This is a genomic window from Allobranchiibius sp. CTAmp26 (genome assembly GCF_017565405.1).
In the GTDB taxonomy this organism is placed as follows: Bacteria; Actinomycetota; Actinomycetes; order Actinomycetales; family Dermatophilaceae; genus Allobranchiibius.
The window spans coordinates 58,061-70,339 of sequence record NZ_JAGEKR010000016.1 but is presented as its reverse complement, the minus strand read 5'-3'; the positions used below and the strand labels follow the sequence as shown (position 1 = coordinate 70,339).

The following is a 12,279-nucleotide window of genomic DNA, read 5'->3' as shown; positions in this document are numbered from 1 at the left end:
TTGCGACCGAACACCAATAGCGCGAATCCAGGTTTTCACATCCGGCCCCGACGCACGAACGGCGAGCTGGCCACGTGCATTCGACGCCGACCCCGCAACGGATTGCCGCCCGTTCGTAGATTCGCCGAGCACCGTCGTCGACGCTCCCGGGGACCACGAAGGGGTGGGGATGCCGTCACCTTCCGACGGTTTCCCCACCCCTCGGTGGTCTGGTGCTGCGGTCGGTCAGTTGAACTCGGCGGGGTCGGGACCGACCCGACCGCCCTTGTCCAGCCGCGCGATCGTGCTCAGGTCGTCCGCGTCCAGCTCGAATCCGAAGATGTCGAAGTTCTCCTTGATCCGCGACGGTGTCACCGACTTGGGGATGACGACGTTGCCGATCTGGATGTGCCAGCGCAGGATCACCTGGGCCGGCGAGACGCCCTTCGTGTCGGCGATCTTGCCGATCGTGGCGTCGCCCAGGAGGTCGCCGCCCTGCGCGAGCGGGCTCCACGCCTCGGTGACGATGTCGTGCGTGGCGTGGAAATCGCGCAGTTCCTGCTGCTGCAGGAGCGGGTGCAGCTCCACCTGGTTGATGGCGGGGTACTCCCCCAGCTCGTCGTACACGCGCTGCAGGTGGTCGATGTTGAAGTTGCAGACACCGGCGACCTTGATGCGGCCGTCTTCGCGCAGCTTCAACAGCGCACGGAAGGTGTCGACGTAGGTGTCGTGCTTCGGCGTCGGCCAGTGGATCAAGTAGAGGTCCGGCTCGGAGCCGAGCTTGACGACCGAGGCGTCGAACGCCTTGAGCGTCGCGTCGTACCCCTGGTCGTCGTTCCAGACCTTCGTGGTCAGGAAGATCTCGTCACGGGGTACGTCGGTCGCGGCAAGGGCACGGCCGACGCCCTCCTCGTTGCCGTAGATGCGCGCGGTGTCGAGCGAGCGGTAGCCCACCTCGAGCGCCGAAGCGATGGCGGGCGGGGCGTCCTTGTCGTCCACCTGGAAGACGCCGAATCCCAACTGCGGGATCGGGGTGGTGCCGGAAGCGGCGCGCAGGGCGACCTCGGGAACTGCAGTACTGGTTGTGTCCGTCATGTCCGGTCCAACCGCGGGCCTCGCCGCGGTATGCCCGCGCGTCTCATCACCCGGACGACCCGTGTGATGCCCGTCCCACTAGAGTCCGGGACCATGGCTGCTGTCGAGAAGGTGCTGATCGCCAACCGGGGGGAAATCGCCGTCCGCATCGCGCGCGCGTGCAAGGACGAGGGCATCGCGTCGGTCGCGGTGTACGCCGATCCGGACCGTGACGCGCTGCACGTGCGGGTGGCCGACGAGGCCCATTCGCTCGGCGGCACGACGCCGGGCGACTCCTACCTGGTGCAGGAGAAGCTGCTGGAGGTGGCGCGCGCCTCCGGTGCGGACTCCGTACATCCCGGCTACGGCTTCCTGGCCGAGAACGCCAGCTTCGCGCAAGCCGTCCTGGACGCCGGACTGACCTGGATCGGTCCGTCGCCGCAGGCCATCGACTCCCTGGGCGACAAGGTCAAGGCGCGCCACATCGCGACCGCGGCCGGCGCCCCGCTCGTGCCCGGCACCAAGGAACCCGTCAACGACGCCGACGAGATCGTGGCGTTCGCGAAGGAGCACGGGCTGCCGATCGCGATCAAGGCGGCGTACGGCGGTGGCGGGCGCGGCCTGAAGGTCGCCCGCACCATCGAGGAGATCCCTTCCCTCTTCGAGTCGGCGGTCCGCGAGGCCGTGTCGGCGTTCGGCCGGGGCGAGTGCTTCGTCGAGCGGTTCCTGGACAAGCCGCGGCACGTGGAGACCCAGTGCCTGGCCGACGCGCACGGCAACGTGGTCGTCGTCTCGACCCGCGACTGCTCGCTCCAGCGCCGCAACCAGAAGCTCGTGGAGGAGGCGCCCGCGCCATACCTCAGCGACGAGCAGCACACCGAACTGCTGCGCGCGTCCAAGGACATCCTGCGTGCCGCCGGCTACCAGGGCGCGGGCACCTGCGAATTCCTCGTGGGGCAGGACGGTGTCATCAGCTTCCTCGAGGTCAACACCCGCCTGCAGGTGGAGCACCCGGTCTCCGAGGAGGTCACCGGCGTCGACCTCGTGCGCGAGCAGTTCCGCCTGGCGCGCGGTGAGGAGCTCGGGTACGACGACCCCGAGCCGCGCGCGCACTCCTTCGAGTTCCGCATCAACGGCGAGGACGCCGGACGCGGCTTCCTTCCCGCACCGGGCACCGTCTCCCGCTTCGAGGCTCCCAGCGGCCCGGGCGTGCGCGTCGACTCCGGCGTGACCAGCGGCGACGTCATCGGCGGCGCGTTCGACTCGATGCTCGCCAAGCTGATCGTCACGGGCGCGACGCGGCAGCAGGCGCTCGAACGCTCCCGCCGCGCCCTGGCCGAGATGGTCGTGGACGGCATGCCGACCGTGCTGCCCTTCCACCGCAAGGTCGTCAGCGACCCGGCGTTCGCGCCCGCGGGCGACACGCCGTTCACCGTGCACACCCGGTGGATCGAGACCGAGTTCGACAACGACATCCCGGCGTACGACGGTCCGGCCGCGGAGGCGACCGAGACGGCCCCGCGCCAGCAGCTCGTCATCGAGGTCGGCGGCAAGCGGGTCGAGGTGTCGCTGCCGGGTGACCTGCAGCTGGGTGGCGGCAGTGGCGCTGCCCCCGGCCGCCAGAAGGCACCCAAGCGCGGCCGCTCCGGCGGTGGCGGGGCTGCTGCCGGCGGAGATGCGCTGACCGCGCCGATGCAGGGCACCATCGTCAAGGTGGTCGCCTCCGAGGGCGACACCGTCGCGGCCGGCGACACGGTCGTGGTGATCGAGGCGATGAAGATGGAGCAGCCGATCACCGCGCACAAGGCGGGCACCCTCTCGGGGCTGACGGCCGAGATCGGTCAGACCGTCACCTCCGGTGCGGTGCTGGCGCAGATCACCGACTGACCGAAGCCCCTGCCCGTCGAGTGGCATACATATCTTTCGAGTGGCGCACTCCTACGGGGTGCACTCGAAACATATGTATGCCACTCGGCGAAGGTGTGGGACTGGGGTCAGGCGAGGCTGGAGACCACCAGGGTGAGGGTGTCGCGCAGGTAGGCCTTGCGGTCGCGCGCGGACAACGGCAGGGACGCCACCGCGACGCCCTCGACACTCGCGACGATGCCCTGGGCACGCCGTCGGGGGTCGGACTTGCCCGAGCGCTGCACCAGCTCCTCCACGACGCTCACCAGCCCGTCGCGCCACGCCCCTGAGGCCGAGCGCAGCGAGGGCGTGCGCACCGACTCCAGGTAGAGCTCGGTCATCGTGATCAGCAGATCGGGGCGACCCGACCAGCGCACCACCAGTTCGACCGTCGCCTCGATGGCCGGCACGGGGTCGCCGTTGGACTCCGGCAGCGCCTCGCCCATCCGACGTACGTCATCGGTGAGCCGCTCCGCCACGAACGTCGTCAACGCCGTCAGCAGCGCGAGCCGGGTGCGGAAATAGACCGAGCAGGAGCCCTCGGGCAGGTCCGCCTCGCGGTCGACGGCCCGGTGGGTCAGACCCCGCAGGCCACCGCGGCCCACCACGGTGATGGCGGACTCCAGCAGGTGCGCCTGCCGCTCCGCCGTCCCCTCCGGACGCCTGCGCTTCTTGGCCACGACCGCAGCCTCTCACGTCCCCCGGGCATCCCTGTGAGGCAGCACACAAGACCTGCGCTTGCACCCTCATCACTACAGGCGTAGTGTCAAAGACATGAGCACTACAGACGTAGTGATCACCAAGATCGAGACAGAGGCAGACTCATGAACGTTATGAACATCGACCAGTTCTTCACCGGCACGATGATCATCGTCGCCGTCGCTCTCGTGGCCCTCATCGCCTGCGCCGGCACCTGGACCGTGCAGTTCTTCGCACGCAACCGCCAGGAGCGCGTCGCGCAGCACAAGCCGCTGGTGACGTACTACCGCGGCCTCGCACTCGGCCACTGAGCCCCCACACTTCAACGCGAAGGCGCACGTCCCACCAAGGGACGTGCGCCTTTCGCATGCCCGCACGCCGTACGCCTTCGCCGTACGCCGAGATGTCACTTCAGGAGGGTCGCGAAGCCAGCAGACCCTCCGAAACCGACATCTCGCGCAGAGTCGGCGGTGAGGCTCAGTAGTCGAGCGAGTGCAACCGGCGCGCGGCCTCGGTGATGGACCCGGTCATCGACGGGTAGACGGAGAAGGTCGAGGACACCTGGTCGACCGTGAGCCTGTTCTGCACGGCGAGCCCGATGGGAAAGATGAGCTCCGACGCCTGCGGCGCGACCACCACGCCGCCGATGACGGTGTTGCTGCCCGGGCGGACCAGCAGTTTCACGAATCCGTCCCGGATGTTGCGCATCTTGGCGCGCGGGTTGGTCGACAGCGGCAGGGTCACCAGCCGGGCCTCCACGCGGCCCTCGTCGACGTCGGCCTGCGAGTAACCGACCGTGGCGATCTCGGGATCGGTGAAGATGTTGGCGCATACGCCGCGCAGGTTCAGCGGCGCCACCGCGTCGCCCAGGGCGTGGGCCATCGCGAGACGGCCCTGCATGGCCGCGACGGAGGCGAGCGGCATCACCCCGGTGCAGTCGCCCGCGGCGTACACCCCCGGCGCTGACGTACGTGACACCCGGTCGACCACGATGTGGCCGGACTCGGTCATCTCGACCTCGGCCTCCTCCAGCCCGATGCCTCGGGTCTGCGGGATCGATCCGACGGCAAGCAGCACGTGCGAGCCCTCGACCGTACGTCCGTCCTCGAGCGTGACGAGGACGCCGTCGTCGGTGCGTTCGGCCGATTTCGCCCGGGACCGGTTGAGCACCTGCATCCCGCGCCGGCGGAAGACGTTCTCGATCACGAGCGCGGCGTCCGCGTCCTCGCCGGGCAGCACCCGGTCGCGCGAGGAGACCAGCGTGACCGCGCAGCCCAGACCGAGGTAGGCGTGCGCGAGTTCGGCGCCGGTGACGCCCGAACCCACCACGATCAGGTGCTCGGGTAGCTCTTTCAGGTCGTAGATCTGCTGCCAGGTGAGGATCCGGTCGCCGTCCGGCTGCGCCGCCGGCATCGTGCGGGGTCGGGTGCCGACGGCGAGCAGGATGACGTCGGCGGAGATCTCCTCGGCGCCGTCCTCGCTCTCGATCGTGACCTTGCCGGGTGCACTGATGCGGCCGGCACCACGGCAGACCCGCACGCCGGTGCCCTCGACCTGGGCACGGATGTCGTGGCTCTGTGCCTGCGCGAGCGCCAGGATGCGCTCGTTGACCTGGATGAGGTGGGCCTCGGCGTGCTGGTCCTCACCGGCACCCTCGAAACCGACGCCGAGACGTCCGGCGGATGCGAACCGCGACATGAAGTCGGAGGTGGCGATGAGCGCCTTGCTGGGCACGCAGTCGGTGAGGACGGCAGCGCCGCCCATCGCCTCGTTCTCGATGATCGTGACGGAGGCACCGGCCGCGGCGGCCACCAGGGCCGACTCGTAGCCCCCTGGTCCTCCGCCGATGATGGCCACGGTTTTCTGACGCGTCACGGGTTCATTTCATCACGCGGGTCCTCGCTAGCCTGTGCCGGTGACGATCGCAGCCGACCTCGCAGACCCCGCCACCGACCCGTTCGAGGTCGCCCGCAGCGCGGCGGCGGTGATCGCCGAGGCCACCGGAGTGCCGCGACACGATGTCGCGCTGGTGCTCGGATCGGGGTGGGGTCAGACCGCCGACCACATCGGCGAGACTCTCGCCACCGTCGCGAACACCGACGTGCCGGGCTTCGCCGCCGCGGCCGTCAGTGGGCACACCGGCACGATGCGCTCGGTGCGGATCGGCGAGACCGACCGACGCGCACTGGTGTTCGGCACTCGCACGCACTTCTACGAGGGTCGCGGCGTGCGCGCGGTGGTGCACGGCGTACGCACGGCGGCGGCTGCAGGCTGCACGACGATCGTGCTGACCAACGGGTGCGGCGGCCTGCGCCGCGAATGGGCACCCGGCACCCCCGTGCTCATCTCCGACCACATCAACCTCACCGCCGCCTCGCCGATCGAGGGCGCGAACTTCGTGGACCTGACCGACCTCTACTCCGCGCGCTTGCGGGAGCTCGCCCGCACCGTCGACCCGTCGCTCGACGAAGGCGTCTACGCGCAGTTCCGCGGGCCGCACTACGAGACACCGGCCGAGGTGCGGATGGCCGGTGTCCTCGGTGCCCAGCTCGTCGGCATGTCCACCACGCTCGAGGCCATCGCGGCGCGCCAGTCCGGTCTGGAGGTGCTCGGCATCAGCCTGGTGACCAACGCCGCGGCCGGGGTGAGCGACCAGCCGCTGTCCCACGGCGAGGTGCTGGAGGCCGGGCAGGCCGCCGCCGCACGGTGCGGGGCGCTGCTCGCCGACGTCGTACGGGCGATGTGATGGCCTCCCTCGAGGCGCGGGCGCGGGCCTGGATCGCCGACGACCCCGACCCGCAGACCCGCGCTGAGCTGGAGGGGGTGCTGACCTCCGTGCAAGCCGGCGACGCCGATGCGGTGGCCGACCTGGAGGACCGGTTCGCGGGACTGCTGCAGTTCGGCACCGCCGGCCTTCGCGGCGCGCTGGGCGCAGGGCCGGCCCGGATGAACCGTGTCGTCGTGCTGCGAGCAGCAGCCGGCCTCACGGCGTACCTGCAGGAGCAGCGCAGCGCGCGCGACGCCACCGTGGTGATCGGCTACGACGCCCGGCACAACTCCGACGTCTTCGCCAGCGACACCGCGGCGGTCGTGACGGCGGCCGGCGGGCACGCGATGGTGCTGCCGCACCCGCTGCCGACACCGGTGCTGGCCTTCGCGATCCGCGATCTCGGCGCTGATGCCGGCGTCATGGTCACCGCGAGCCACAATCCGCCGCAGGACAACGGCTACAAGGTCTACCTCGGCGACGGCAGCCAGATCGTGTCGCCGGTCGACGAGCAGATCGCCGACGCCATCACCGCGGTGCCCGACGCCGCCTCCGTGCCACAGGCGCAGGACGGCTGGCAGACCCTCGACGACGGGATCGTGGCGGACTACCTCGATTCCGTATGCCGCGTCGTCACCCCCGGCGGTCCGCGTGCGCTACGGATCGTGCACACCGCCCTCCATGGCGTGGGATCCCAGGTGGCGCGAAATGCGTTGGCCCGCGTCGGTTTCCACGATGTGCACTCGGTCGCCGAGCAGGAGACGCCCGACCCGGAGTTCTCGACGGTCGCCTTCCCCAACCCCGAGGAGCCAGGTGCGATCGACCTCGCCCTCGACCTGGCGCGAGAGGTCGATGCGGACCTGGTCATCGCCAACGACCCCGACGCCGACCGATGCGCCGTCGCGGTGGCGGACACCGACGGGTGGCGGATGCTGCGCGGCGACGAGGTCGGTGCGCTGCTCGGCGACCACCTGCTGCGCCGGGACTGGCCGGCCGACGCGGTGATGGCCAACTCGATCGTGTCGTCCCGGCTGCTGGCCGCGATGTGCGCGGCCCACGGCGTGCGCCACGAGCAGACGCTGACCGGTTTCAAGTGGATCAGCCGGGTGCCCGGCCTGGTCTATGGCTACGAGGAGGCGCTCGGCTACTGCGTGGATCCGACGCAGGTGCGCGACAAGGACGGCGTGAGCGCGGCGCTGCTGGTAGCGGAGTACGCCGCGTCGCTCGCCGGCCGTGGCGCCACTCTCCTGGACGCGCTCGACGAACTCGCCGCGACGTACGGCCATCACCTGACCGACAGTTTCTCGGTGCGAGTCGAGGATCTGGGGGTGATCGGGGACGTCATGGCGCGTCTGCGGACGACACCGCCCGGCAGCGTCGGCGGACAGGGCGTCTCGTCCATCGATGACCTGGCGCGGGGTGACGGCGGCCTGCCCCCCACCGAGGGGTTGCGCTATCTGCTGGCGGACGACACCCGCGTGATCGTGCGGCCGAGCGGCACCGAGCCCAAGTTGAAGGTCTACCTGGAGGCGATCGACGCCGACCGGGCGAGCGCACAGAGCCGGCTCGCGGCCATCCGCGCCGACATGGAGCGCCTGACCGCGCCGGAGTGACGCTGCCGCCGGGCTTGCGTGCAGGAAAGTGACCGCAGCGCCGACAACCCACCCGGCCGGCGTATGCGCGTGCAGGAAAGTGACCGCAGCGCCAACAACCCACCCGGCCGGCGTACGCGCGTGCAGGAAAGTGACCGCAGCGCCAACAACCCACCCGGCCGGCGTATGCGCGTGCAGGAAAGTGACCGCAGCGCCGACAACCCACGCGCCGGGGGCGGCTCAGCCCAGAATGCCGACGACCACCAGGACCACGGCCCCGACGAGAGCCGCGATGCCCCACCAGGCGGGTTGCACGCGTACGACGGCGTCGCCAGTGCCCAGGTCCGTCGGCCGCTGATCGAACAGCGCCTTCTCCTCGCCGATCCGAGCGGCGACCGCGGCCGCGGACTGGGGACGCTCGGGGGCGTTCCGGTAGGCCGCCGTGTCGATCGGCTGCCTACGCTCGGCCCGCGACGGCATGATGCCGCCGCCCCCGAAGCCCAACCGCTGCACGCGGGGCGTGCGGCGGCGCTGGCTGGTGATGGCCCACGATCCGTATCCCGCGTCGCCGGTGGTGATCACCTTCAGGTTCCACCGCGACTGCGTCGACTTCACGCACTGCCAGGGGATCTGCACGTCGCGCACGAGGTTGCGAATCACGATCGCCTGGTCGGTGAGGACGACGCACGGGCGCACGAAGATCGCCCAGGCGAACACGGCGACGGCCACGGGCAGGGCGACGTCGAGCACATGCAGCCGGCCCAGCGTCCGGACGCCGAGCAGCAGGATCAGCGCGCAGACCGCGATCGTGACGATGCCGAGCGCCATGGACCCGGTCTGCCGGAATTGCCGGCGCTGGGCTGTGGTGTCGGGGGTGTGAGCCAGTCGGGACGGCATGGCGCTGACGGTACGCTGCGTCGGTGTCAGCAACCACTGCAACGTCGCAGGCGAGGGACCTTCTCGGGGTGTCCGCCCTGTCCAATCGGTCCCTGCGCACCTGGCTCCACGGCCTCCCGGCGGTCGACCAGGTCGGAGCCGAGGCCCGCGCAGCGGCGCTCGGCACCCGCTCGATCAAGACCACCAGCAAGGCGTGGGCGATCGACACGGCCATCTCGATGATCGACCTCACCACATTGGAGGGGTCGGACACCCCCGGCAAGGTGCGCAACCTGTGCGCCAAGGCGATGCTCCCCGACCGCGCCGACCCGTCGACCCCGCGCGTCGCAGCGATCTGTGTCTACAACGACATGGTCACCGTCGCGCGAGAGGCGTTGGGCGACAGCGGGATCAACGTGGCCGCCGTGACCACCGCCTTCCCCTCGGGGCGCGCGTCGCTGCCCGTGAAGCTGCTGGACACCCAGGACGCTGTCACCGCCGGCGCCGACGAGATCGACATGGTGATCGACCGTGGAGCGTTCCTGTCCGGTGACTACCGCACCGTCTTCGACCAGATCGCCGCCGTCAAGGAGGTCTGCCGCAGCAACCCCGACCGGGCCGACGCGCACCTGAAGGTCATCCTCGAGACCGGCGAGCTCGCGACGTACGACAACGTGCGCCGCGCCTCCTGGCTGGCGATGCTCGCCGGCGCCGATTTCATCAAGACCTCCACCGGCAAGATCTCGCCCGCGGCGACCCTCCCGGTGATCCTGGTCATGCTGGAGGCCGTCCGCGACTGGCGCGGGCTGACCGGCGCGATGGTCGGGGTGAAGCCCGCGGGCGGCATCCGCACCACCAAGGACGCCGTCAAGCATCTGGTCACCGTCAACGAGACGGCAGGTCCGGACTGGCTGACCCCGCAGTGGTTCCGGTTCGGCGCGTCGAGTCTGCTGACCGACCTGCTCCTGCAACGGCAGAAGCTGCGCACCGGCGCCTACTCCGGATCCGACTACGTCACCGAGGATTGAGAGACATGCCAACGGGTTTCGAATACGCTCCGGCGCCGGAATCGCGGGGGGTCGTCGACATCGCGTCCTCCTACGGACTCTTCGTCGGCGGCGAGTTCGTCGATCCGGCGGACGGCGGTTCGTTCAAGACCGTCAACCCGGCCACCGGTGAACGGCTGAGCGACGTCGCCGAGGCCGGCGCGGCCGACGTCGACGCCGCCGTACGCGCCGCCCGGCGGGCCTACACGCAGGTGTGGGGTCCGATGTCGGGTGCTGAGCGCGGCAAGTACCTCTTCCGGATCGCACGGCTGCTGCAGGAGCGGGCCCGCGAGTTCGCGGTGCTGGAGACGCTCGACAACGGCAAGCCGATCAAGGAGTCGCGCGACGTCGACATCCCCCTGGCGGCGGCGCATTTCTTCTACCACGCGGGATGGGCCGACAAACTGGAGTACGCCGGTCTCACCACGGGCGCGCGCCCGGCACCTCTCGGTGTCATCGGCCAGGTCATCCCATGGAACTTCCCGCTGCTGATGCTGGCGTGGAAGATCGCGCCCGCGTTGGCGACCGGCAACACGGTGGTGCTCAAGCCCGCCGAGACCACTCCGCTCACGGCGCTGCTCTTCGCGCAAGTGTGCCAGCAGGCCGACCTGCCCGCCGGGGTCGTCAACATCGTGACCGGCGCCGGCGCGACCGGACAGGCGCTCACCGAGCACCCCGACGTCGACAAGATCGCCTTCACCGGCTCCACCGACGTCGGCAAGCAGATCGCGCGCACCATCGCCGGCACCCGCAAGCGGCTCACCCTGGAGCTGGGCGGCAAGGGCGCCAACATCGTCTACGACGACGCTGCGATCGACCAGGCCGTCGAGGGCATCGTCAGCGGCATCTACTTCAACCAGGGACACGTCTGCTGCGCCGGGTCGCGGCTGCTGGTGCAGGAGTCGGTGGCCGAGGACGTCGTACGCCGTCTGCAGCGCCGCCTCGGCACGCTGCGGGTCGGCGACCCGATGGACAAGAACACCGATGTCGGCGCCATCAACTCCGCCGAGCAGCTCGCCCGCATCACCGCGCTCGTCGAGGCCGGCGAGGCGGAGGGCGCGACCCGCTGGAGCGCGCCGTGCGAGCTGCCCGACCGTGGCTACTGGTTCGCGCCGACGATCTTCACCGACGTGTCGCAGGCGCACCGGGTCGCGCAGGAGGAGATCTTCGGACCGGTGCTGTCCGTGTTGACCTTCCGCACGCCGGCCGAGGCGGTCGCCAAGGCCAACAACACGCCGTACGGGCTGTCCGCTGGCATCTGGTCCGACAAGGGATCGCGGGTGCTCTGGACCGCCGACCGGCTGCGCGCCGGGGTGGTGTGGGCGAACTCGTTCAACAAGTTCGACCCGACGTCGCCCTTCGGCGGTTACAAGGAGAGCGGATACGGCCGCGAGGCCGGTCGACACGGCCTGGAGGCCTATGTCGCGGCGGGGAGTGAGGACTGATGGCTCGGGTGGACGTGCGCAAGACCTACAAGCTCTACATCGGCGGCAAGTTCCCGCGCAGTGAGTCCGGGCGTTCGTACGCCGTTGTGTCCCAGGGGCGTTCGCAGTCCTTCCTGGCCAACGCCGCACAGGGCTCCCGCAAGGACGTCCGCGACGCCGTGGTCGCGGCGCGGGGGGCGTTCGCCGGCTGGTCCGGGGCGACGGCGTACAACCGCGGTCAGGTGCTCTACCGCGTGGCCGAGGTACTGGAGGGTCGCCGCGAGCAGTTCGTGGCCGACGTGATCGCGAGCGAGGGCGTGACCCGCCCCCGCGCGGAACGACTGGTCGACGCCGCCATCGACCGGTGGGTCTGGTACGCCGGGTGGCCCGACAAGCTCGCCCAGGTGCTCGGCAACCTCAACCCCGTCGCCGGCCCGTACTTCAACCTGTCGGCGCCCGAACCGACTGGTGTCGTGGGCATTCTTGCGCCCCAACGCAGTTCGCTGCTGGGACTGATCAGTGTGATCGCCCCGGCGATCGTCTCGGGTAACACCGTGGTGGTGCTCACCAGCGAGGATCGGCCGCTGCCGGCCGTCACGCTGTCCGAGGTGCTCGCGACCTCCGACGTGCCCGGCGGCGTGGTCAACATCGTCACGGGGCGCACCGCGGAGCTCGCTCCCTGGCTCGCGTCCCACCATGACGTGAACGCCATCGACCTGACTGGCGCGGCGAATGCCGCCGACGTCGACTGGGCCGCGCTGGAGGCATCAGCCGCCGGCACCGTCAAGCGCGTGCTGCGGCCCGCCGGCGACGGGCCGGACGCCGTCGAACCCGACTTCGCGCCCGCTCCCAGCCTGCGTCGGATGCGGGCATTCCTCGAGACGAAGACGGTCTGGCACCCCAAGGGCACCTGACTC

Annotated in this window: 11 protein-coding genes; 7 read left to right on the top strand and 4 right to left on the bottom strand. The window is 70.3% G+C overall.

Annotated elements, in window-relative coordinates:
- Window positions 1-225: 225 nt before the first annotated feature.
- On the bottom strand, window positions 226-1,074 hold the full coding sequence (locus J4030_RS11880) for an aldo/keto reductase (RefSeq protein WP_208049442.1): 849 nt from the start codon (window positions 1,072-1,074) through the stop codon (window positions 226-228).
- A gap of 93 nt (window positions 1,075-1,167) precedes the next feature.
- Between J4030_RS11880 and J4030_RS11875 the strand changes: the two genes are divergently transcribed.
- Window positions 1,168-2,940 (top strand): biotin carboxylase N-terminal domain-containing protein, encoded by a 1,773-nt coding sequence (locus tag J4030_RS11875; protein ID WP_208049441.1) that lies wholly within the window; start codon window positions 1,168-1,170, stop codon window positions 2,938-2,940.
- Window positions 2,941-3,047: 107 nt separating this feature from the next.
- Here J4030_RS11875 and J4030_RS11870 read toward each other — a convergent pair whose 3' ends face one another.
- The gene (locus J4030_RS11870; RefSeq protein ID WP_208049440.1) at window positions 3,048-3,638 is read right to left on the bottom strand and encodes a TetR/AcrR family transcriptional regulator; all 591 of its coding nucleotides are present in this window, start codon (window positions 3,636-3,638) and stop codon (window positions 3,048-3,050) included.
- 144 nt (window positions 3,639-3,782) lie between these two features.
- On the opposite strand from J4030_RS11870, the gene J4030_RS11865 reads away from it, so the two are divergent.
- Window positions 3,783-3,968 (top strand): hypothetical protein, encoded by a 186-nt coding sequence (locus J4030_RS11865; protein ID WP_208049439.1) that lies wholly within the window; start codon window positions 3,783-3,785, stop codon window positions 3,966-3,968.
- A 166-nt stretch (window positions 3,969-4,134) separates the two neighbouring features.
- On the opposite strand, the gene J4030_RS11860 is transcribed toward J4030_RS11865, so the two are convergent.
- The gene (locus J4030_RS11860; protein WP_307864671.1) at window positions 4,135-5,532 is read right to left on the bottom strand and encodes an NAD(P)H-quinone dehydrogenase; all 1,398 of its coding nucleotides are present in this window, start codon (window positions 5,530-5,532) and stop codon (window positions 4,135-4,137) included.
- 40 nt (window positions 5,533-5,572) lie between these two features.
- On the opposite strand from J4030_RS11860, the gene J4030_RS11855 reads away from it, so the two are divergent.
- A complete protein-coding gene (locus J4030_RS11855; protein WP_208049438.1) occupies window positions 5,573-6,403 on the top strand; it encodes a purine-nucleoside phosphorylase in 831 nt (276 codons plus the stop codon).
- Complete coding sequence (locus J4030_RS11850; RefSeq protein ID WP_208049437.1) at window positions 6,403-8,037, top strand: phospho-sugar mutase; 1,635 nt, start codon at window positions 6,403-6,405, stop codon at window positions 8,035-8,037. Before J4030_RS11855 ends, J4030_RS11850 begins: the two co-directional genes overlap by 1 nt.
- A 219-nt stretch (window positions 8,038-8,256) precedes the next feature.
- Here the strand turns inward: J4030_RS11850 and J4030_RS11845 are convergent, their stop codons facing one another.
- Entirely contained in the window at window positions 8,257-8,913 is a 657-nt protein-coding gene (locus J4030_RS11845; RefSeq protein ID WP_208049436.1) for a hypothetical protein, read from the bottom strand.
- Between the two features lie 23 nt (window positions 8,914-8,936).
- Between J4030_RS11845 and deoC the strand changes: the two genes are divergently transcribed.
- From deoC to J4030_RS11830, 3 genes are read left to right on the top strand one after another with little or no spacing between them, the layout of a single operon-like run.
- The gene (gene deoC, locus J4030_RS11840) at window positions 8,937-9,920 is read left to right on the top strand and encodes a deoxyribose-phosphate aldolase (RefSeq protein WP_208049435.1); all 984 of its coding nucleotides are present in this window, start codon (window positions 8,937-8,939) and stop codon (window positions 9,918-9,920) included.
- Window positions 9,921-9,925: 5 nt separating this feature from the next.
- Window positions 9,926-11,383: an aldehyde dehydrogenase family protein gene (locus J4030_RS11835; RefSeq protein ID WP_208049434.1), complete on the top strand. Its 1,458-nt coding sequence runs from the start codon at window positions 9,926-9,928 to the stop codon at window positions 11,381-11,383.
- The gene (locus J4030_RS11830; protein ID WP_208049433.1) at window positions 11,383-12,276 is read left to right on the top strand and encodes an aldehyde dehydrogenase family protein; all 894 of its coding nucleotides are present in this window, start codon (window positions 11,383-11,385) and stop codon (window positions 12,274-12,276) included. Before J4030_RS11835 ends, J4030_RS11830 begins: the two co-directional genes overlap by 1 nt.
- Window positions 12,277-12,279 lie beyond the last annotated feature (3 nt).

Excerpts from the sequence above, each read along its gene's own strand:
- J4030_RS11865 (WP_208049439.1), top strand. The coding sequence starts at position 3,783 with ATGAACGTTATGAACATCGACCAGTTCTTCACCGGCACGATGATCATC.
- J4030_RS11830 (WP_208049433.1), top strand. The coding sequence starts at position 11,383 with ATGGCTCGGGTGGACGTGCGCAAGACCTACAAGCTCTACATCGGCGGC.
- J4030_RS11875 (WP_208049441.1), top strand. The coding sequence starts at position 1,168 with ATGGCTGCTGTCGAGAAGGTGCTGATCGCCAACCGGGGGGAAATCGCC.
- J4030_RS11850 (WP_208049437.1), top strand. The coding sequence starts at position 6,403 with ATGGCCTCCCTCGAGGCGCGGGCGCGGGCCTGGATCGCCGACGACCCC.
- J4030_RS11835 (WP_208049434.1), top strand. The coding sequence starts at position 9,926 with ATGCCAACGGGTTTCGAATACGCTCCGGCGCCGGAATCGCGGGGGGTC.
- J4030_RS11880 (WP_208049442.1), bottom strand. The coding sequence starts at position 1,074 with ATGACGGACACAACCAGTACTGCAGTTCCCGAGGTCGCCCTGCGCGCC.
- J4030_RS11845 (WP_208049436.1), bottom strand. The coding sequence starts at position 8,913 with ATGCCGTCCCGACTGGCTCACACCCCCGACACCACAGCCCAGCGCCGG.